We start from the raw sequence: 21,848 nt of genomic DNA on the forward strand, positions 1-21,848 counted from the left end.
CCATCTTACGAAGCCCCTCCTTGTGAAGGTAGCCACGTGTCTCGCTATATTTTGCGCCGGCTTATCGCAATGCCGTTTCTGGTGCTCGGCATCGTCACCATCGCGTTCCTGATCACCACGGTGACCAAGGGCGATCCGCTGACCGCCATTGTTGCCGAACAGCAGATGAGCAACCCGGAAGTGGTGGCCGCCGCCAAAGCCCGTTGGGGTCTCGATCGCCCTTTGCCGGAACGCTATATGATATATCTTGGAAATTTGCTGAGCGGCGATCTTGGCACCTCATTCATCACCAAGCGCAATGTCGGCACCGACATTCTCTACCGTTTGCCGGCAACGCTCGAACTGGTTTTCGCCGCGATGATCTTCGGCACCACGCTCGGCATCGTGCTTGGCGTGCTGGCCGCATATTTCCGCAACAGCCTGATCGACCACGGCGCCCGGCTGTTCGCTTTGTTCGGCTCGTCGCTGCCGGTATTTTGGTCGGGGCTCGGCCTGTTGTTCATCTTCTCCGTCATGCTGAACTGGCTGCCGGGGCCGGGCAGGGTTGATGCCCGCCTGGCATTGCCGCCCGGCATCACCGGCTTCCTCACCATCGATTCCCTGCTGGCTGGCAATCTCACCGTGTTCAAGGACGCACTCTGGCACCTGCTTCTGCCGGCCTTCGTGCTCGGTTGGACGGTGTCGGGAACCATATCGCGGCTGGTGCGCGCCAACATGCTGGACGTGATGAGCCGCGAGTTCGTGCTCACCGCGCGCGCCAAGGGGGCGAGCGAATTCCGCGTCGTCATCGTGCATGCGCTGCGCAACACCATGGTGCCGACCTTGACCGTTATCGGCTATTCCTTCGCCTATCTGATCACCGGCGCGGTGCTGACCGAAACCATCTTTTCCTGGCCGGGCATGGGCTCTTATGCCGTCGAGGCGGCACGCGCGCTCGACTTTCCGGCAATCATCGGTGTCACCATCGTCGGCGGCCTCGCCTTCCTGGTCACCAACCTCATCACCGACATACTTTATGTCGTGGCCAATCCGCGCGTGAGATTGAGCTGATGTCGGCGGTCGCAACCAAATCCCGTTCCGCCGCTGTTCCCGAATGGCTGACCGCGCCTTTGGTCATCGGCACGGTCGTCATCCTGTTCTGGCTGTTCATGACCGCGTTCGCCAATCTGGTCGTTCAATTCGATCCGCTCGAAATGGTGGCGCGCCGGCTGCAGCCGCCGAGCTGGGCGCACTGGCTGGGCACCGACGCACTCGGCCGCGATGTCTTGAGCCGCACCTTGCACGGGGCGGCGCATTCGCTGCCGATCGCGGTTCTGGTCGTCGTCTCGGCCGTCGTCATCGGCTCGCTGCTCGGCGCCATCTCCGGCTTCGTCGGCGGCTTGACCGGTGCGGCGATCATGCGGCTTGTCGACGTGACCTTGTCGTTCCCGCCGATGCTTCTGGCCATGGCCGTCGCGGCGTCGCTTGGGCCGGGCCTCGGCAATGCGGCCATCGCCATGGTTCTGGTCTGGTGGCCGGTCTATGCCCGGCTGATGCGGGCGCAGGTGCTGGAGGTGAAGGAGCGCGAGCATGTCGAGGCGGCAATCGCCGCCGGCGCCAGGCCGCGGCGCGTGCTGTTCACGCACATATTGCCGCTTTGCTGGACCCCCGTGCTGATCAGCGCGACCATGGATCTCGGCCAGGTCGTGCTGCTTGCCGCGTCGCTCAGCTTCATTGGTCTCGGCGCCACGCCGCCGACGCCCGAATGGGGGTCGATGATCTCCGATGGCGCCGTCCATTTCTATCAATGGTGGATCGCCTTCGGTCCCGGCGTTGCCATCCTCACCATCGTGCTCGGCTTCAACTTCATCGGCGACGGCTTGCGCGACATTCTCGATCCAAGGTCGGACTAGGCGATGAGCGCACAGATATCTTCAGCGCCACCAGGCGCAGTCGACAAGACAGGCGAGCGCGAGCCGCTGCTGTCCATACGCGGCCTACGGGTCGGCTTTCGGCGGGCGGGCAATCAGTTCGAGGCGGTGCGCGGCATCGACCTCAATGTCGCCAAGGGCGAAGTGGTCGGCATTGTCGGCGAATCCGGCTCGGGAAAGTCCGTCGGCATGCTCGCCGCGCTCGGTCTCACGTCAAAGAACGCGGTGGTCACCGGCTCGGTCCGCTTCAACGGCGACGAACTGGTTGGCAAACCGGCGCGCGAGATGCGCAAGATCAGGGGCGCGCGCATCGCCATGATTTTCCAGGACCCGCTGTCCTCGTTGAACCCGGTGATGACTGTCGGCGCCCAGATCGCCGAGGCGGTCAGGCTGCATCAGCGCGTGACGCGCAAGCAGGCCATGGCGCGTGCGGTGGAGCTGCTCCATCTGGTGGCGATCCCGCAGCCGGAGCGCCGGGTCAACCAGTATCCGCACGAATTCTCCGGCGGCATGCGCCAGCGCGCGGTCATCGCCATGGCCGTCGCCAACGATCCAGACCTGTTGATCGCCGACGAGCCGACCACGGCGCTCGATGTCACGGTGCAGGCGCAGATACTGTCGGTGCTGCGCTCGCTGCAGGAACGGCTCGGCCTCGGCCTGGTGCTGATCACCCATGATCTCGGCGTCGTCGCCGGTCATGCCGACCGCGTCGCGGTCGTCTATTCCGGCCGTGTCGTCGAACAGGCTAGCGTGTCCGAGCTGTTCGCCGACCCGCGCCACCCTTACACGCGGGGCCTCATCGCCTCGATCCCCAATCTCGAGGAAAGCCGCGAGCGGCTGTTCTCGATCGACGGCTCGCCGCCCGCACTTGGGCGCTTGCCGGGCGGCTGCGCCTTCCATCCGCGCTGCATCCATGCCGAGGCACGCTGTGGGATCGAGGATCCGCCGCTGCACGATATCGGCGGCCGGTTCTCGGCCTGCCATTTCGCGACGACCTTGCCGCCCTTCCACAGCGCCACGCTGGCGGCGGCAAGCCTGGACAAAGGAAGCGTGGCCCCATGAGCGCAGCAGAGCAACTCCAGGCAGAAACCAAACCGGCGCCCGCATTGTCGGTTCGCCATCTCGTCAAGGACTTTCCGGTTCGCGGCGGCCTCGTCTTCGACCGTGCCGTTGCCCATGTCCGTGCGGTCGCCGATGTTTCCTTTGACGTAGCACCCGGCGAAACGCTGGGCCTCGTCGGAGAATCCGGTTGCGGCAAGTCGACCCTAGGGCGCTGCCTGATGCGGCTGATCGAGCCGACCAGTGGCGAAAGCTGGTTCCGTGGCCAGAACCTGCTCGCGCTCAACCACGAAGACATGCGCCTGATGCGGCGCTACATCCAGCTGGTCTTCCAGGACCCCTATGGGTCGCTGCATCCGCGCATGCGCATTGCCGACAACATCGCCGAGCCGCTGCGCATGAGCGACATGTCGGCGGTCGACCGCCGCGCGCGCGTCGCCGAGCTGCTCGAACTGGTGCGGCTCAATCCCGATCACGGCAAGCGCTATCCGCACGAACTGTCCGGCGGTCAGCGTCAGCGCGTCGTCATCGCTCGCGCGCTTGCGCTGAACCCGCAAGTGGTGATCCTCGACGAGCCGGTTTCGGCCCTCGACGTTTCGGTACAGGCCGGCGTGCTCAACCTGCTCAAGGATATCCAGCAATCCTTCGGCACCTCCTATCTGTTTATCGCCCATGACCTCTCGGTCGTGCGCCACATCTCTCATCAGGTGGCGGTGATGTATCTCGGCAAGATCGTCGAGATCGCGCCCGCGGCTGAACTCTATTCAAGGGCGCTGCATCCCTATACCCAGGCGCTCTTGTCAGCCGTGCCGCTCGCCAATCCCGAGAAGGAGCGCAAGCGCGAGCGGATCGTGCTGACTGGCGATGTGCCGAGCCCGCTCAACCCGCCATCTGGCTGCCGCTTCCGCACGCGCTGCTTCAAGGCGCAGGCGATCTGCGCCGCCGTCGAACCGCCGCTCGATCCGGCTGGCGGTGCGCATCGCGTCGCCTGTCATTTTCCGGAGCCGGTCAACACTTTCAAGGCTGTCTGATTGGCCTGCCGAATTCACCCGAAGGAATTTTGATCGTGACTGAGGACCATTCCGAGAATGCCGGTACGGCAGGCCGCGCGCGCCTGCCGCTCGAAGGCATCAAGGTTCTCGATCTCTCGCGTGTGCTGGCCGGACCATGGGCGACGATGAGCCTGGCCGATCTCGGCGCCGAAGTCTGGAAGATCGAGAACATCGATGGCGGCGACGACACCAGGGCGTGGTCGGTGCCGAGCTACAAGGGTGTCTCCACCTATTATCTCTGCGCCAATCGCGGCAAGCAGAGCATTGCGCTCGACATGAAGAGCCCGGAAGGGCTGGCCATCGTGCGCGAACTGGCGGCGAAGGCCGACATCGTCGTCGAGAATTTTCGCTCCGGCACCGCCGATCGCCTCGGCGTCGGTTTCAAGGAACTCAGCGCCTCAAATCCGCGCCTGATCTACTGCTCGATCTCCGGCTACGGCCAGACCGGGCCCGATGCCGGACGGCCGGGCTACGATTTCGTCATGCAGGCCGAAAGCGGCCTGATGGCCATCACCGGTGAGAGCAATGGCGAGCCGATGCGCGTCGGCGTCGCCATCATCGATATCGTCTGTGGCATGGTCGCCACGCAGTCGATCCTGGCAGCGCTTTTCGAGCGGTCGACGACCGGCAAGGGCCAGTTCCTCGACCTGTCGCTGATCGACTGCGCGCTCAGCCTGCTGATCAATGTCGGCAGCGGTTACCTCAACACCGGCCGAGAGGTCGCCCGCTACGGCAATGCCCATCCGACGGTTGTTCCCTATCAGATATTCGAGGCCTCCGACGGTGGCTTCGCGCTGGCCGTCGGCAACGATCGGCAGTTCGCGGCGCTGTGCGAGCAGGTCGTGGACTTGCCACATCTGGCCGGGGATTCGCGCTTCATCAAGGCAGGCGCGCGTGCCACCAACCGCGAGGCGCTGATCCCGCAGCTGGCGGCCGCCTTCAGGACCAAAACGCGAGACCACTGGATGGCGGCTTGTGCCGCCGCCAGCGTGCCGGCCGGAACGGTAAAATCGATACCGGAAGTCTTTGACAGTCCCAATGTCCGCGAGCGTGGCCTCGTCCAGACCTTGCCGCATCCGCATCTTGGTTCCGTTGCCATGGTGCGACCGGCGCAGGGACTTGCCGCGCAACTGAACGCTGATTTCACCGCGCCGCCGATGCTGGGCCAGGACACTCAAGCCGTACTGGCCGACGTGCTCGGCTACAGCGCCGAGACCATCGACCAGCTGATCGGCACTGGGGCCATCGGCGTCTATACGCCGGCCGCCGAGCCTGTCCCCGCCTGATCTTCACGGAGCCCGACATGTATAAGAACGTGCTGCTGCACATCGACGGCGCATGGCGCCCGGCCCGAGATGGCCGCACGATGGCGATCGTCAATCCGTCGACGGAAGCCGAACTCGGCTCGCTCGCTCATGCCGGTATCGACGATCTCGACGAGGCGCTGGCCGCTGCCGCAAAAGGGTTCGAGACCTGGCGGCGCGTCTCGCCCTTCGATCGCTCCAAGCTGATGCGCAAGGCCGCCAATATCCTGCGCGAGCGCAACGAGCACATCGCCACGCTGATGACGCTGGAACAGGGCAAGCCGATCGCCGAATCGCGCATGGAGGCCTTCGCCGCCGCCGACATCATCGACTGGTTCGCCGAGGAGGCGCGCCGTTCCTATGGCCGCATCGTGCCGGCGCGCCTTGAGGGCGTGAGCCAGTCGGTGGTCAAGGAACCCGTCGGCCCGGTCGCCGCCTTCACGCCATGGAATTTTCCACTCAACCAGGCGGTGCGCAAATTGTCTGCTGCACTCGCCGCCGGCTGCTCGATCATCATCAAGGGACCGGAAGAAACGCCGGCCTCGCCCGCTGAACTGGTGCGCACTTTCATCGATGCCGGCCTGCCCGATGGCGTCTTGAACCTCGTCTATGGCACGCCATCGGAAATCTCCGCCTATCTCATTCCGCATCCGGTGATCCGCAAGATTTCGTTTACGGGCTCGACGCCTGTCGGCAAGCAATTGGCGTCGCTTGCCGGCTTGCACATGAAGCGGGCGACGATGGAACTCGGCGGCCACGCGCCGGTCATCGTCCTGCCCGATGCCGATCTCGACCGCGCCGCGCGCTCGATGGTCGCATCCAAATTCCGCAATGCCGGCCAGATCTGCGTCGCGCCAACGCGCTTCCTCGTCGACCATGCGGTCTATGACGATTTCGTCGGTCGCTTTGCCGAGGCGACACGCCAGATCAAGGTAGGCGATGGTCTTGCCGAGGGTACGACCATGGGTCCGCTCGCCAATCCGCGCCGCGTCCAGGCGATGGAGGAACTGGTCCACGACGCCGTGCAGAAAGGTGCGGAACTCGTCACCGGTGGCAAGCGCATCGGCAATTCAGGCTATTTCTTCGAGCCGACCATCCTGTCAAATGTCGGGACCGATGCCCGCACCATGAATGAGGAGCCGTTCGGTCCGTTGGCACTGATGACCCCGGTCAGTGGCCTCGACGAAGCCCTGGCCGAGGCCAACCGGCTGAACTACGGCCTTGCCGCCTATGGCTTCACCCGCTCGGCCGCGAGCGCGGCAAAGATGTCGTCCGGCATCGCCAGCGGCATGGTGTCGATCAACCATTATGGCCTGGCGCTGCCGGAGGTGCCGTTCGGCGGCATCAACGATTCCGGCAACGGCACCGAAGGTGGCGCCGATGCGCTGGAGAGCTATCTCAACAGCAAGTTCGTCTCGCACCTGCAGGTCGACTGAGTAGGCCGCTGTCGGGCGACATGCACTATTTCTGCTGGCCGTAATTCTTGTAGCGCCCGCGAATGGCGGCAAGCTCGCTGCCCTCGATCAGCACCGGCGTACCGGCGCTGCGCGCCAAAAGATACTGCCGCGCCAGGGTTTCCAGCTTGATGGTGCGGATCAGCGCCATGTCGAGATCCGCGCCGAAGGCGATCATGCCATGATTGGCGAGCAGGCAGGCCGATCTGTCCTTGAGCGCAACGACGGCGACCTTCGCCAGTTCGCTTGATGCGAACAGCGCATAGTCCGAGCAGCGCACATCGTCGCCGCCGAAACCGGCGACCATGTAGTGGAACAGCGGCAGCGGTTCGCGCAGGCACGATAACGCTACGCAATGGTCGGGATGGGCATGCACCACGGCACCGGCCTCGGGAAACGCCTTGTAGATCTCGGCGTGCATCTCCCATTCGCTCGACGGCCGGAATGCGCCGTCCCAGGATCCATCAAGCTGCATCGCCACCATCTGCTCTGGCCGCAAGGCGCTTGTGGCTATGCCCGTCGGCGTGATCAGCATGCCGCCTGCCATGCGCACGCTGATGTTGCCGGTGGTGCCGACATTCATCCCGCTGGCGTCCAGCGTCTGCGTCGCGGTGATCAGGCTCGTGCGCTCGATTTCGAGATTCATCACGATGCTCTCCTTGCCGGGGGCCATGTGTCGATTGCCGGTGCGATGGCGCTCGGCCGTGTCATGTCTTGCAGAACGTCGGTGAAGATATCGGGGCCACCGAGCTTTCCCGATTTCAGCATCAGCGCCAGGGGATCAGCGGGCAGGCCGGGGAGGTGGGCGATGGCGCGCGACAATCCCGGGCCCTCATAGGCGCCCATGGCGATGCGATCGATGCCGAGCGCCTTGACCACCGAACCGGCGGTCTCGCCGCCGGCGACGACGAGCCGGCGTACGGCGAGTTCGCGCACCAGAATCTGGGCAATCCCGGCCAGTATCTCTTCCGCCCTTGCCGCCACCACATCGCGGCCGTGCGCCTGCTGCAGCGCTTCGACCGTCGCTTGCGGCGCTGTCGTGGCAATGGCGATCATCGCGCCGGGCAAATGCCGCTGGGCGAAGGCACGCGCTTCGGCCATGACATCGGCGCCGGCAAAGGCGCTAGCAAGGTCGATCGTCAGCAGCGGATTTTTTTGCGCGAAGCGTTCGAGCTGTTCGATGGTGCGGTCGGCGACGCTGCCGGCCAGCACCGCCGCTGGCCCTTCGACGGCCGGCAGGCTAGCGACAACGAGGTCGTCTGAGTTCACCAGCCCATGCGCCAGCCAGGCGGTCGGCAGATGCGCCGCGACTGAAGAATTGCCCGTCATCAGCGGCAGGTCGAAGGTCGCTTCCGCGATCGCCGCCAGGTCACGCTCGCGGATCGTGTCGGTGACCAGCAGCGTCTCGCCGCGCGCGCTGTGCTCTCGGATAGCGCTGCGAATGGCCCCGGCGCCGGCATCGACGACGAGATAGGGCACCAGCCCGGCCTTGCCCTTGCTCTGCGCCTGCAGCACGCGAACCAGATTGGAATCGGTCATCGGCGTCAGCGGATCGAACCGCTTGGGCGATTCACCCAGCAACTGGGCGCCGCCGAACATGTGCCCCTGATAGACGGTGCGGCCGGTCTCACACAGCGCCGGGGTGAACAGCGTGACGCCGCCGCCAAGCCGCTCGAGCAGCGCCTCGGCGCAAGGGCCGATATTGCCTGTGGGCGTCGAATCGAACGTGGCGCAGTATTTGAAGAAGATCTGCCGCGCGCCCGCTTCCACTAGCCGGTCCACGGCCTCCAGCACCTGGCGCACCGCATCGCTGGCCGCGATGACGCGGGTCTTTAGCAGGATCACATGGGCAAGATTGCCTGACGGGATCGGCGCGTCCAGCCCGACCGTGCATCCCGTGGGAATGCCGCGCGCCACCAGCATCGACGCCAGTTCGGTGCCGCCGGTCAGATCGTCGGCGATGGCGCCGAACAGCAGGGAAGGCATCGCGGTCATGCGGCCCGTCCCATGTCTGGCCGTTTCATGTCGGCCGGTCTCATGGCTGCTTGTCTCATGTCGGTGGTCAGGCCATTCGTGGTATCATATACACAGCCGACGCGACGCCTGCGCGACTGCAAGAACGGAGAGCGGATATGACTGCTTCTATCGCGCCGATCGCGCGCGACAATCTGACGACGCGTGTCTACGAGGAGCTTCGCCGCGCCATGATGGAAGGCCGTTTCTGGCCGGGCCATCGCTTCAAGATCCGCGATCTCGCCGCCAGCCTTCAGGTGTCTGAGACGCCGGTGCGCGAGGCGCTGATGCAGCTGGTGCGCGAAAAAGGCCTGGAGATGGAAGCCGGCCGCTCGATCACCGTCGCCCAACTGTCGCTGACCCAGTATCTGGAACTGCGCAGCATTAGGCTGCATCTCGAAGGCATGGCCGGTGCCGCGGCAACGACGCGCATCGAGCCGCGCGAGATCGACCGCCTTGCGGCGGTGCATGACAGGCTGATCGCCGACGAGGACAACGGCCGCTGGTTCGAAGCCGTCCGCGACAATTGGGAATTCCATCACTCGATCTATCAGGCGGCGCAAATGCCGGAACTGCTGGCCATCATCGAGGGCATCTGGCTGCGCAACGGACCGCTGGTGAACTATCAATACCCGCACGCCAGGCCGACCTATGATGGCCGCCACCGGCATCTCGACATCCTCGACGCGCTGCGCGCGCGTGACGAGAACGGCGTGCGCAAAGGCATTCAGCAGGACATGATCGAAGGCGGCCGCCTGCTGGTCAAGGTTCTCGAACGATTGAACGACGGCGCGGTCACGCCCGAGGAACTGCGTCGCGCGGCTCAGAACGGCCGCTTGGTGTCGGCCGCCGGCTGAACGGTTTGTTGTTTCCCACCGCATGGGTGCCGGTCACGCCACCTGTGCCGCGGCGGCCATGCCGGCATCGGCGGCCTGCAGGGCAAGATCGATATCTTTTGCGGTGTGCGCGGCGCTCAGGAACATGTTGTGCCGGGGATGGAAATAGGCGCCTTCGCGCAACGCCGCAGAGCAGAAGGCGTTGGCCAGCTTGAATTCGGCATCGTCGTCGAACAGCACCATCGGCATCGACACCGGGCCGGTCTGGCGCAGTGACAGGCCATGCTTCTTCGCTGCCGCGTCGAGGCCTGAGCGCAACCTGTCGCCGGCCTGCGTCATGCGGGCAATGGCATCGGTGTCGCGCAGCGTGTTGATGGTGGCGATCGCGGCGGCCATGGCGACGGCGCCATACCAGAACGAGCCCGTCACATAGACCTTGGTCGCGGCTTCGCGAAACCGGTCGGTACCGGTGATCGCGGCAAGCGGATAGCCATTGGCGATCGCCTTCGAGAAGGCGGACAGGTCCGGCCGCACCCCGAGCGGCTCCCAACTGCCGGCGAGGTCGATGCGGAAGCCGGCCCTGACATCATCGACGATCAGCGCCGCATCGGCGGCGGTGGTGAGTTCGCGCGCCCGTCTGGCGAAGCCGGCGGTCGGCAGTTCCTGGTCGCGGGCGATGTCGTGCCGGAAGGCGGTCACCACGACCGCTGCAAGATCATCCCCGGCCTGCTCGACGGCTGCCTCGAGGCTGGCAATGTCGTTGTAGTCGAAATGGATCAGATGGGCGCGGTCCTCGGCAGTGACGCCGGCCAGCGAAGGCGTGCACCACGGCACAGCGCCGTGATAGGAGCCACGCGCGACCAGCACCTTGCGTCGGCCGGTGCCGGCGCGCGCGATCGTCACGCAGGCGGTGGTGGCGTCGGTGCCGTTCTTCTGCAGCATCGCCCAGTCGGCATGGGCGACGGTCTTGACCAGCAATTCCGCCAGTTCGACCAGCACCTCGCCCGGGCCGTTCATCGCATCGCCCAGGCGACGTTGCCGCTCGGCTGCTGCCTCGACGGCTTGATGATGGTGGCCGAGGATGTTGGGACCCCAGCTGCACATCAGGTCGATGTACTCGCGCCCATCGACGTCCCAGACCCGGCAGCCGTCGGCGCGCTCGAAGAACTGCGGATAGGCGGGGCCGAGATAGCGCGTTGCCATGTGTCCCCACATGCCGCCCGGAATGACCGAGGCCGCACGCTCGCGCAGCAACTTGTCCTTGGAGTTGATCAGGGAAGGCATAGCGAGGTCTCCGCACTTTGATATATCATATATTGATTTTGATGCTGGAAGAACAGGATTTGCCGGTCTTCCAGGATGAGTAGCGGGAGGCGGCTGGCCGCCTCCCGCTTCTTTCGCTCAGTGGCTGAGTTCCGCCAGCGGCAGGTTGCAGCAGGCGCTGTAGCGTACGCCCTTGACGTCCGACTTGTAGGCCAGGATCAGGTTAGGGCTGACCAGCGGCAGGATGATCCTGTCCTTGATCATCTCTTCGCCGATCTGGTGCCAGAGCTTGGCCGCCTCGTCGCCGCTCGCTGCCAAGGCCGCCTTGTAGAGGTCCGCTTCCTTCGGGTTGATCACCGACGGGTCGCGCTCCGCGCCGGCGCGCCGCGACCACGGGCTGCCCTTGGTCATGGCGAAATAGTCGATGTATTGCGAGGTGCCGTAATAGTCCGGCGCGTAGAACACGGCCGTCATCGGGATGCCGTCGCCATTGACGCGTTCGCGCCAGTTGGCGAAGGGGATCGGCTGCAGGTCGAGCTTGATGTTGATCTTGGCCAGATCCTGCTGGACCTTCTGCATCAACAGCGAGAGATCAACGCCGTAGACATTCATGCCGGGGAACGCCGCTTCCATCTCGAAGCCGTCGGCATGGCCGGCCTTGGCCAGAAGTTCCTTTGCCTTGGCAACGTCGTAGGGCTGCGCCTCGAAGCCCGAACCGCCGGGGAAGCCGAGCGGGATCGGCGCGCTGATCAGCTGGCCTTCGGAGCCGATGGTGAAGTCAAGGATGCTCGGACGGTCGAGGCCGAGCGAGATGGCCTCGCGCACCTCGGGCGTCAGCGGAACCTTGTTGGCCTTGGCGCCCGGCGACAGCGCCACATAGATGAAGTTGTAGGACGGCACGGTCTCGATCTTGACGTCGCTGCCGGTCATCGTCTTGGCCGTGTCCGGGTCGATCTGCATGGCGATGTCGGCGGTGCCGCTCTGCAGCATCTGCGCCTGCGCCACCGCGTCCTTGGTCTGGCGGATGACGACTTCGCTTAGCGCCGGTGCCGTGCGCCAGTACTTGTCGTTGCGTGCCAGTCGCAGTTCCGAATTGGGCTCGTAGGATTTCAGCACGAACGGCGCGCTGCCGGCCGAATGCGCCAGGAACCAGGCCTCGGCATTGTCCGTCGTCGAGGCGTCCGCATCGGCCTTGGCGCCGGCTTCGGAAGCGACCTTGCTGTTGACGACCGCTGCGTAGGGTGCCGCCGCGATGTTGAGGAATTCGGAGCTCGGCGCGACCATCTTGACGACGACCGTATGCGCGTCCGGGGTCTCGATCGACGCCACATTGTCCATCAGGAATGAGGCGCTGCCCTTGAGGTTCTTCAGCCGCTCCCAGGACCATTTGACGTCCTTGGCTTCGACCGGCGAACCGTCCGAGAATTTGGCGGCAGGGTCGAGCGTGAAGGTGAAGCTGCTCTGGTCGGCATTGCCTTCCCACTTCGAGGCGAGCAGCGGGATCAGCTTGTTGTCCTTGTCCAGCGTCAGCAGCGATTCATAGACACTGGAATTGTAGATCTGGCAGGTGTCGCAGAAGGCGCGGTGCGGATCGAGCGAGTTGAGATCGATGTTGCGCGCGATAACCAGCGGCTTGCTGTCTTGCGCGAAGGTGGCCGGTGCCCAGAAGGCGCTGGTGGCCAGCAGCACGGCTGCCAGCATCGTTGCTCTGGTCTTGGCTCTTGGTAGGATCGTCATGTTCATTTCATTCTCCCATTTTCTTGTCGGATCTTTGTGGCAATGCGTTCGCTCTATCCACCCGTGGCAGTGAGGGATTGAAGCGCGGCCCTGAGCTTTTCAGCACCGCCCAGTGCGGCGCGGTTAAGCGGGGCCGATACGACGGGAGCCGAGAGGCTTCCCGTCACATGCAGGATCTCGTGATCGAGATAGTCGAACACGCGATCCTGAATCTCTTGGGTCAGTCGTCCGCCAAGCGACAGCCCACGCTGCACCTGTTCGACGACGGCCACCCGGTTGGTCTTGCGGATAGAGGCTTCCACCAGCGGCCAGTCGAGCCCGGTCGGGTCGAGGCTGCGCAGGTCGATGATCTCGGCATCGATGCCGGTCTCCTCGACCACCTGGCTGGCGACGGCAACCATGCTGGCGCTGGTGAGCAAGGTGCAGGCGCTGCCCGGCCTGACGATCTTCGCCTTGCCGAGCCGCACGCAATAGTCGCGGTCGTCCGCAGGCACAGGGCCTTCGCTGGGGAACAGTTCGACATGCTCGATGACGACGACCGGATCGTCGCATTTCAAGGCGGAATTCATCAGGCCGATATAGTCGAAGGGTGTCGTCGGGGCGACGACGCGCCAGCCGGGATAGAGCGCGAACAGGCCGGACGGATCGCCCGAATGCTGCGAGCCATAGCCGGTGTGCGGCGAGACGCGGACCCTGACCACGATCGGCACCGGGAAACCACCGCCGAACATATGGCGCACCTTGCTGACCGCGTTGAACAGCTGGTCGGCGGCAACCAGGCAGAAGTCGCCGAACATGATCTCGACGATCGGCCGCAGGCCGCAAAGCGCTGCACCCAGTGCCACGCCGACAAAACCGTTCTCGGCGATAGGCATCGCCAGCACACGCTCCGGCCAACGCTCCAGTGCGCCCTTTGTGGCGCCCGAAACGCCGCCGCGCAGACGGTGCACATCCTCGCCCATGATGATGATGCGCGGGTCCTGCTCCATGGCGCGCGCGATGACCTCGGACGCGGCAACCATGAACTTCACCGGCTTGGTATCGGCCGGCGGCACGTCCTCGACCTCGAGGAAGCGCTCGCCCTTCAGTTCCGAAAGATCGCCGCGGATCTGGTTGTCGACATCGCTTGGGTTCGGCCACAGATGGTCGGGAATGCGCAGTGCATTGCCGCTCATTTCGGTGAGCGAATCGGCAGCATTGTTGACCACCTCCATGACACGCTGGTCGAGCGTCCCAAGGTCGGAAGCGTTTAGAATGCCCATCGTCTTCAGGCGAGCCGCCATCGTCGCAAGCGGGTCGCGCGCTTTCCAGGCGTCTTCCTCGGCGCGCGTGCGGTAGCCGAATTCGCTGCCCGGGCGGGCGCCACTCTGGTGCAGGAAGCGGTAGCAGAGCGCCTCGACCAGCACCGGTCCGCCGTCTTCCTCGATCGCCCGGCGCGCCTCACGCATGGCGTGATGGACCGCCACCACATCCATGCCGTCGCATTCGATGCCGCGAAAGCCGAGCATCGGTCCGCGCGAGGCCAGCCGCGTCTCGCGCGTCTGCTCATTGATGTGCGTCGAGACGGCATAGAGATTGTTTTCGGCGAAAAAGATCACCGGCAAACGGTAGAGCGCGGCGATGTTCATCGCCTCATAGGCAGGCCCCGCCATCATCGTGCCGTCGCCGAAGAAGGCGACCGATATGTTGCCGGTGCCGAGCAGCTTGTCGGCGAGCGCATAGCCCGCCGCGTGCGGCAGGTTGCCGCCAATGATGGCGCTGGTGCCTGGGATGCCGGAGGCGTCGTCACGCATATGCATCGAGCCGCCACGGCCGCCACAATAGCCGACGTTAAGCCCCATGATCTCGGCCATCAGGCCGCGAACCGATCCCTGCATGTCCGGATTGAAAGCGTCGCCCAGCGGGTCGAATCCCCTGGGCGTCTGCGCGTTGACCAGCTTGGCCAGCACCTGGTGATGGGCGCGATGGGTGCCGTTGATGCGGTCGCCAGTGCCGAGCACGGACATCGCGCCGACCGCCGTTGCCTCCTGGCCGATACTGGCGTGTGCCGGACCATGCACCAGCCCGGCATTGGCGAGATCGAGCACCTTTTCCTCGAAACGGCGGATGAGCAGCATCTGGTGATACCAGCGCACCAGGCTTGAAACCTCGGCGTCGTTCCAGTCCGAATCGTCGACGTCTAGCCGCAACCAGGGCGCCGATGGCTGGATCGATGTCTGCTGGACCATGTCAGCTATTTCCGTTCTGGTAGATGATATATCAAATATTTTCTCAGTCGATTGCGGCGAGCCATTTTTCCTGGGCACTGCACTGGCTCGCGGGCACTTCACAAATGGAATTAAATTTCATTTTCTGCGCGAAGCCGAGACTAAGCCGGGACGGCGGCGTTCCGCAAGAGGAATTTTGAGGGGCGCTTTCGGCCATTCCAGCGAGAAGCCGGAGCACCGATTTGCGGCGGGAGCTCACTGGCGGATCGGCAGGGGAGACGCTCGGCTACCGCTCCGCCCGGTGTTGAAAAAACTGCAAGAACAATTCCCGCTCCGTGGTGATGTCGAGCTTCTCGTAGATACGCCGGCGATGGTTCTTGACCGTGCCGACGGTGATGCCGAGGCGCTCGGCGATGTTCGCCGTCGGGTGGCCGGCGAGGATCAGCTGGACCAGCTCCCGTTCGCGCAGCGACAGCTCCGGCCACAGGCCGGCCGGAATGATGGGCTCCTGCCGGGGCGAGGCGCCGGGGCCTGTCGGCGCCGACGTGCGGGAGAATTTTGCTCCCCGCGCCTTGATGTCGAGCGCGTGCAACGCCTCGAACACCGGCAGCCGCTCATCCAGCAGGGATATCTCGCTGTCCTTGAATGATGTGGTCGAGCGGTCGAGGAAGATGCCGAGGCACCAGTCGCCGCCATCAGCAAGCATGATGCCGACCTCGTCGCAGATCTCCGACTGCGCCAGGAAGCCGGCAATGTACTGGCCGCGCTTGGCCTCGTCGTCGGCGAGCCGCTTCAGCGGCATTATGCCCAGCCTTCGATCGCGCCGCCACGAGGCATAGAACGGGTCGAAGACGTAGTAGTTATCGAGATAGCGCCGGATCATCTCGTCCGAGAAGCGCCGATGCTTGATGAATTCCGGCGTCTGCGTCGCCGAATAACGTGTCACCGTGACGAGATCGTGCTCGATGTCCGCGCCGATCAGGTCGATCAGGCAGTCGACATGCCTGTCCGTGCCGGTGGCGGCGATCGCTTTGGCGAGCGGCGCCCAGATGGTCCCCATGCGCATGCCCTTTTCTCGGCGATCCCTGCCCAACCGTCATTGTGTCTTTAGGCATATGGCGCGAAGCCGCCCATCGAATCTAGCCTGGCGTCAACCTAGACCAGATACCGAGGCGACCGTGACCCAGCCAAACCTGACCAGTCCAATCATTGGCAATCCAATCGTCATCGGCATCGACGCCGGCGGCACCATGACCGACACGATCCTTGTCGATCAGGACGGCCACTTCAAGATCGGCAAGTCTGCGACCACGCCGAAGAACGAAGCCGAGGGCTTTCTGGCTTCGGCCGAGGACGCGGCGGATGCCTGGGGCATCTCGCTGGAATCACTGTTTTCCGGCGTCAACGTCGTGCTCTATTCCGGCACCGGCATGCTCAACACGTTGCTGTCGCGCACCGGCCGCCGGCTCGGCCTGATCACCACCAAGGGCCTCGAGGACATGATCCTGATGGGCCGCGGCCTGCAGGCCTGGGCCGACTATTCCTATGCCGACCGGCTGCATGCGGTCACCCACCATCATCCCGATCCGCTGGTGCCGCGCCGCCGCACCCATGGCGTCACCGAGCGCATCGACCAGTTCGGCGACATCGTGCTGCCGCTCTATGAACACGAAGTCTCAGCCGCCGCGAAAAAGCTGATAGCCGACAAGGTCGAAGCGATCTGCATCATGACCATCTTCTCGCACGTCAATCCGGTGCACGAGAAGCGCATCGCCGAGATCTGCCGCGCGGAGGTCGATAAGGCCGGCGCCGACATCATCGTCTACACCAGCCATGAGGTCCGCCCGGTCATCCGTGAGCAGTCGCGGCTGAACTCGGTGCTGATCGAGGCCTACGCCACCTCGCGTGGCCGCAAGCAGCTCAAGGGCATTGAGGACGTCTCGAAGAAATACGGCTTCAAATATGGCGTGCAGACGCTGCTCTCCTTCGGCGGTCTGACCTCGATCAACCACCCGCGCCTGCATGAAACCATGATCTCAGGCCCGATCGGCGGCATCCTCGGTGCTGCCTATGTCGGCAAACTGATCGGCAACGACTCGCTGATCTGCTCGGACATGGGCGGTACCTCCTTCGATATGGGCGTCATCACGCGCGGTCAGACGCGAATTGAGAACGAGCCGCTGATGGACCGCTTCAAGCTCAACGTGCCGACGCTGCATCTCGACACGATCGGCGCTGGCGCCGGCATGATCCTCAAGGTCGACCCGCTGACCAAGAAGGTTAGCCTCGGGCCGGAAAGCGCCGGCTCCGACCCTGGCCCGATCTGCTTCGATCGCGGCGGTACCGAACCCACGATCGCCGATTGCGACGCCATTCTCGGCCGGCTGAACCCGTACTATTTCCTGGGCGGCAAGGTCGTGCTGCAGGTCGAAAAGGCGCGCCGCGCCTTCCAGGAGAAATGCTCCGACATATTGGGCGTCGGGGTGGAAGAAGCCGCCGAAGGCATGATCGACATGTTGGAGTCCGATGCCAACAACGCGTTGCGCCGGGTCATTTCGGGTCAAGGCATCCACCCCTCCGAATTCACCCTGCTCTCCTATGGCGGCTCCGGTCCGCTGCATCTGGCCGGCTGCTCCAGGGGCATCGGCTTCAAGGACATCATCACCTTCCAGTTCGCGGCCGCTTTCTCCGCCTTCGGCTGCACCACGGCCGATTTCATGCGCCGGCATTCGGTGTCGACGCAGCACGACATTCCGTCACGCGCCGATGAGGCGACGCTGACCGCTTTTGGCGCAAAGGTCACCACGGTCTGGAATGATCTGACCAAGGCCGCGGTCGACGAAATGATCGCCGACGGTCATGCCAGAGAGAAGATCAGGACCGTGCCGTTCCTGATGATGCGCTACACCGGCCAGCTCGAGGACGTCGAAGTCATGGCGCCGCTGGCCGAGGTCAATTCCGCCGACGACATGCGCAAGGTTATCGACGAGTTCGAGGCGGTCTATGCCAAGGTCAACCATCGCGTGTCGCGCTATGGCGAAGCTGGCTTCACCATCACCGAACTTGGGCTGATCGCCACCGCGGACAAGGTCAAGCCGGTGCTGCTCAAGCGTCCGCTCGGCGCCTCCAATCCGGCAGCCGCGCACAAGGGCGTCCGCGAAGCCTATATCGGCGGACGCTGGCACAAGGCCAATCTCTACGAGATGGATCTGCTGCAGCCCGGCCATGAAGTCATCGGCCCGGCTATCATCGAACATCCCGCCACCACGCTCGTCGTTCATCCGCAGGACCGCGTCCATGTCGATGAATGGACGCTGCTGCACTACACCCACGCTTGAGAGGGCGACCGCCATGTTGGACAAACCTGCCTCGGCCCTGCGCCTTCGCGAACGACTGCTCGATTCCGAGCGGCTGATGGAAGAGACCGGCTGCTATGACGGCATCACGGAACTCACGCTGCGCAACCAGGATCCGCTGAAATTCGAGACGCTGCACACCAAGCTGCGCGCCTATTGCGTCTCGGCACGCGAAATGGCGCGCCGCATCTCGGCGTCGCCCGGGGTGCGCGAGGTCGGCGAAATGGTGGTCGCCATCTATACGCCCGAGGGTGACGCCATTGCGCTGTCCAACGGCATCATGGTGCATGTCCATACGATGAGCCGCTTCATCAAATGGATGATCAAGAACAATTACGAGGACAACCCGCGCATCCGCGAAGGCGACATCTTCGCCAACAACGACGCCTTCATCGGCACCGTGCAGGTGCCTGACGTCATGGACGTGGTGCCGATCTTCCATGAAGGCACGCTGGTCGGCTGGGCCGGTGCTGTTTGCCACGAACTGGAAGCCGGCGGCATCACGCCGGGCGGCGACGTCTGCCTGGCGCAGGAGCGCTTCACCGAAGGCCTGTTCGTCTGTGCCGAGAAAATCGGCGAGAACGACGAGATCCGCCGCGACTATGTCATCCGCTGCGAGCGCAATCTGCGCATGCCGATCTACTGGGTGCTCGACGAGAAGGCCAAGGTCGCCTCCTGCATAGACATGCGCGAAAGCGTCAAGCAGCTGATCTCCGAGATCGGCCTCGACTACTGGATGAAGGTGTCGAAGGAGTTCATCGAGGAAGGCCGTCGCGCCCAGCTCGCCCGCACCCGCCAGCTCACCGTGCCCGGCATCTATCGCGGCCACACTTTTTACGGCCACGTCACGGCGGGAAAGCCTGGTTTCCAACTGCTCGGCGATCCCGACTGGCTCTACAACATCCCGATCGAGATGGAGATCACCACCGACGGCAAGATCACCATGGACTTCGAGGGCACGCAGCCCTGGGGCTACCATTCGATGAACTGCACGCCGGCCGGCATGGATGGCGGCATGTTCGTCACGCTGACCCAGCACATGAATTTCGAAGGCCTGGTCAATGACGGCGCCTGGATGGCGACCGAGCTGAAATTGCCGTACGGCACCTGGACCAACCCCGACAACGAGATGGTGGCGACCGCCACCTCATGGGCGCTGCTGCTGCCGGCCTATGGTGTCTTCCAGCGGCTTTTGTCGCGTAGTTTCGTGGCGCGCGGCTTCGTCGAGGAGGCCTTTGTCGGCCAGGTCAACAGCCCGATGATCGAGATGGGCGGCGAAAGCCAGTACGGCACGCCGTTCGGCATGGCGCATTTTGAATGCGCCGCCGCCGGCTCCGGCGCGTTGGCGATCAAGGACGGCCTCGACACCGCCTATGTCGGCTGGAATCCGGAATCCGACATGGGCAACATCGAAATCTGGGAACAGTCTATGCCGATGGTCTATATCGGCCGCTCGATCGTGCCCAATTCCGGCGGCGCCGGCAAATATCGCGGCGGCTGTTCCTTCGTCTCGACCTGGCTGATCAACAAGACGTCGCATCTGCGACTCCACACCTCGGAGCACTCTTCCAGGGTGTTCGACAATGGCGGTATGTGCGGCGGCTATCCGGCGCCGACCTGCCAGAAGCATCGCGCGGTGCGCAATTCCAACATCCATGAACTGGCCGCAAAAGGCGAACCGCTGGCGCATGCGCCCGGCATCGACCCGCATGTCTCCGACTACGAGAGGAACATCGGCGGCGACCATGTCGTGGTCGAGGGGCCCTACATCACCTCGCCGCACAAGTCTGGCGACATCTTCAGCCATTCCTACAATGGCGGCGGCGGCTATGGCGACGTGCTGGAGCGCGATCCGATCAAGACCGCCTGGGATGTCGAGAACGGCTTTCTCACCCGGCAAGCGGCGGGCCAGGTGTTCGGCATCGTGCTGAAGGACGATGAAGACGGCTATCCCATCGCCGATATCGACGCCACGGTCGAGCGCCGCGCCGCCATGCGCAAGGAGCGCCTGGCCAAAGCGATACCGGTGGCGGATTGGATTGCCAAGGAGCGTGGCCGCGTCGAAAAGGCCGACTTCGCCCCCGAGGTAAAGAAAATGTACGCCAGCGCGATCAAGCTGTCGTCGCGTTTCACTAGGGATTTCAGCGATTTCTGGAACGTCGACGCGAAGTCGATCTTCACACCGGGAGCAAAGCCATGACCTCATACAGCAAGGAAGTCATCCGCGATCTGGCTGCTGGCCAGCTGCCCTGGCCGCAGACAAGGCGCATCATGAGCGCCTACAAGGACGACGACCGCTTCTTCAAGATGGTCGCCGTCTACCAGGACCGCGTCGCCTGGAAGGATCCGATCCTGCTGCCGGTCTCGGATCACCTGTTCATCTGCCAGAGCGGCGACGAGCGGATAACCCGCTGCGAATGCGGCCATTCCTTCGGCGACTATCGCAAGAACTGGAAGCTCAACGCCGCTATTCATGTCCGCAACACCGAGGAGGCGCTGCGCGAAATCTACCCGAACAGCGATCTCCCCGATCCCGAATGGATGGAGATCCGCGAATTCATCTGCCCCGAGTGCGGTACGCTGCACGAAGTGGAAGCGGCGGCACCCGGTTATCCCATAGTCCACGATTTCGAGCCCGATCTTGAAGGCTTCTATCGCGAATGGTTGGGCAAACCGCTCCAGGAAACATGAAACGCTGGCGATGGAGGCTGCGCCGGTGTGATTGCCAAATCCGGTCAGGCCTGATTGCCTGCCCGGGACAGAGCGGAGACCGTGTGCCATGAACAACCTTTCCGGCCGCAGTGCCATCGTCACCGGCGGTTTCTCGGGCATGGGCTTCGCCATTGCCACGGCTTTGGCTGAAGCCGGCGCCAACGTTGCCGTCGGCTCCTACATCGCGCCAGCCGGCTCCGACAGATCCGATGCCGCCTACTATCCTGGCGCGGACGAGATCGAGCGCGTGCGTGCGGCTCTTGCAGCCCACGGAACCAGGGTCCATGCCGCCCATCTCGACGTGCGCGACAGCGACGTCACCAATCGTTTCGCGGCGGACGCCGAAGCCGCCATCGGCCCCGCCGACATTCTGGTCAACGCCGCCGGCACCACCGCGGAGCAGCCGGTCTGCGGCCATTCCGACGCGCTGTGGGACAAGATCGTCGACACCAATTTGACTGGCGCCTTCCGCGCCACGCGTGCGGTGCTGCCGGGCATGATCGAGCGCGGCTGGGGCCGCATCGTCAACATAGGCTCGACGGCGGCGTCGGTCGGCTGGAAGGACAACCCGGCCTACTGTGCGTCCAAGGCCGGACTTCTCGGCCTCACACGCTGCGTGGCGCTGGAAGGGGCGGCGCACGGCGTCACCTGCGTCATGATCAGCCCGACCTGGGTCGAGACCGAACTGATGCGCCGCAATGTGGCGCAGGTCGTCGAGCGCGAAGGCAAGGGGCGCGCACCTGAGGAGGCGATGGCCGAAATCGCCAGGGGCAACCCGCAGCAGCGCATGCTGCAGCCGCAGGAGATTGCGGCTCTGGCGGTCTTCCTGTGCTCGGATCTGGCAAAGGGCATCACCATGGAGAACATACAGATCACCGGCGGAGCAATGTGGTAGCGTCTCGGACACACAACCAGCTGACCTCTCCGCAAATGCCTCGCTGTAAG

General features: G+C 64.2%; 17 protein-coding genes. 11 read left to right on the forward strand and 6 right to left on the reverse strand.

All coding sequences use genetic code 11. The features are described 5' to 3' along the window. The first annotated feature begins 36 nt into the window (after positions 1-36). From C8D77_RS17595 to C8D77_RS17620, 6 genes are read left to right on the forward strand one after another with little or no spacing between them, the layout of a single operon-like run. Complete coding sequence (locus C8D77_RS17595) at positions 37-1,050, forward strand: ABC transporter permease (RefSeq protein WP_109665892.1); 1,014 nt, start codon at positions 37-39, stop codon at positions 1,048-1,050. After that, positions 1,050-1,892: an ABC transporter permease gene (locus tag C8D77_RS17600; protein ID WP_109665894.1), complete on the forward strand. Its 843-nt coding sequence runs from the start codon at positions 1,050-1,052 to the stop codon at positions 1,890-1,892. The genes C8D77_RS17595 and C8D77_RS17600 overlap by 1 nt, the downstream gene beginning before the upstream one ends. Before the next feature lie 3 nt (positions 1,893-1,895). Beyond that, positions 1,896-2,972: an ABC transporter ATP-binding protein gene (locus C8D77_RS17605; protein WP_109665896.1), complete on the forward strand. Its 1,077-nt coding sequence runs from the start codon at positions 1,896-1,898 to the stop codon at positions 2,970-2,972. Continuing rightward, positions 2,969-4,000 carry an ABC transporter ATP-binding protein gene (locus tag C8D77_RS17610; protein WP_109665898.1) on the forward strand — a complete coding sequence of 344 codons (1,032 nt, stop codon included), beginning with the start codon at positions 2,969-2,971 and terminating at the stop codon, positions 3,998-4,000. Before C8D77_RS17605 ends, C8D77_RS17610 begins: the two co-directional genes overlap by 4 nt. Before the next feature lie 35 nt (positions 4,001-4,035). Continuing rightward, a complete protein-coding gene (locus C8D77_RS17615; protein WP_109666715.1) occupies positions 4,036-5,307 on the forward strand; it encodes a CaiB/BaiF CoA transferase family protein in 1,272 nt (423 codons plus the stop codon). Positions 5,308-5,324: 17 nt separating this feature from the next. Then, positions 5,325-6,761 carry an NAD-dependent succinate-semialdehyde dehydrogenase gene (locus C8D77_RS17620; RefSeq protein ID WP_109665901.1) on the forward strand — a complete coding sequence of 479 codons (1,437 nt, stop codon included), beginning with the start codon at positions 5,325-5,327 and terminating at the stop codon, positions 6,759-6,761. Between the two features lie 25 nt (positions 6,762-6,786). Here the strand turns inward: C8D77_RS17620 and C8D77_RS17625 are convergent, their stop codons facing one another. Next, positions 6,787-7,425: a class II aldolase/adducin family protein gene (locus tag C8D77_RS17625; RefSeq protein ID WP_109666717.1), complete on the reverse strand. Its 639-nt coding sequence runs from the start codon at positions 7,423-7,425 to the stop codon at positions 6,787-6,789. Continuing rightward, a complete protein-coding gene (gene otnK / locus C8D77_RS17630; RefSeq protein ID WP_109665903.1) occupies positions 7,425-8,774 on the reverse strand; it encodes a 3-oxo-tetronate kinase in 1,350 nt (449 codons plus the stop codon). Before otnK ends, C8D77_RS17625 begins: the two co-directional genes overlap by 1 nt. A 137-nt stretch (positions 8,775-8,911) precedes the next feature. Between otnK and C8D77_RS17635 the strand changes: the two genes are divergently transcribed. Further along, positions 8,912-9,649, forward strand: a complete 738-nt coding sequence (locus tag C8D77_RS17635; protein WP_109665905.1) for a GntR family transcriptional regulator — start codon at positions 8,912-8,914, stop codon at positions 9,647-9,649. Positions 9,650-9,682: 33 nt separating this feature from the next. Here the strand turns inward: C8D77_RS17635 and C8D77_RS17640 are convergent, their stop codons facing one another. From C8D77_RS17640 to C8D77_RS17655, 4 genes are all read right to left on the reverse strand, one after another. Beyond that, positions 9,683-10,912: an aminotransferase class III-fold pyridoxal phosphate-dependent enzyme gene (locus tag C8D77_RS17640; RefSeq protein WP_109665907.1), complete on the reverse strand. Its 1,230-nt coding sequence runs from the start codon at positions 10,910-10,912 to the stop codon at positions 9,683-9,685. Between the two features lie 117 nt (positions 10,913-11,029). Continuing rightward, positions 11,030-12,592, reverse strand: coding sequence for an ABC transporter substrate-binding protein (locus C8D77_RS17645; protein WP_170136776.1), 1,563 nt, complete (start codon positions 12,590-12,592; stop codon positions 11,030-11,032). A gap of 89 nt (positions 12,593-12,681) precedes the next feature. Then, complete coding sequence (locus tag C8D77_RS17650) at positions 12,682-14,856, reverse strand: dehydrogenase E1 component subunit alpha/beta (RefSeq protein ID WP_109665912.1); 2,175 nt, start codon at positions 14,854-14,856, stop codon at positions 12,682-12,684. A gap of 265 nt (positions 14,857-15,121) precedes the next feature. Next, on the reverse strand, positions 15,122-15,901 hold the full coding sequence (locus C8D77_RS17655) for a helix-turn-helix transcriptional regulator (protein ID WP_109665914.1): 780 nt from the start codon (positions 15,899-15,901) through the stop codon (positions 15,122-15,124). 142 nt (positions 15,902-16,043) lie between these two features. Between C8D77_RS17655 and C8D77_RS17660 the strand changes: the two genes are divergently transcribed. From C8D77_RS17660 to C8D77_RS17675, 4 genes are all read left to right on the forward strand, one after another. Beyond that, a complete protein-coding gene (locus tag C8D77_RS17660; protein ID WP_109666719.1) occupies positions 16,044-18,173 on the forward strand; it encodes a hydantoinase/oxoprolinase family protein in 2,130 nt (709 codons plus the stop codon). 13 nt (positions 18,174-18,186) lie between these two features. Then, positions 18,187-20,391 carry a hydantoinase B/oxoprolinase family protein gene (locus C8D77_RS17665; protein WP_109665916.1) on the forward strand — a complete coding sequence of 735 codons (2,205 nt, stop codon included), beginning with the start codon at positions 18,187-18,189 and terminating at the stop codon, positions 20,389-20,391. Further along, a complete protein-coding gene (locus C8D77_RS17670) occupies positions 20,388-20,882 on the forward strand; it encodes an acetone carboxylase subunit gamma (RefSeq protein WP_109665919.1) in 495 nt (164 codons plus the stop codon). The genes C8D77_RS17665 and C8D77_RS17670 overlap by 4 nt, the downstream gene beginning before the upstream one ends. Before the next feature lie 88 nt (positions 20,883-20,970). Then, entirely contained in the window at positions 20,971-21,798 is an 828-nt protein-coding gene (locus C8D77_RS17675; protein ID WP_109665922.1) for an SDR family NAD(P)-dependent oxidoreductase, read from the forward strand. Positions 21,799-21,848 lie beyond the last annotated feature (50 nt).

It is taken from the genome of Mesorhizobium loti (genome assembly GCF_003148495.1).
Lineage (GTDB): Bacteria > Pseudomonadota > Alphaproteobacteria > Rhizobiales > Rhizobiaceae > Mesorhizobium > Mesorhizobium loti.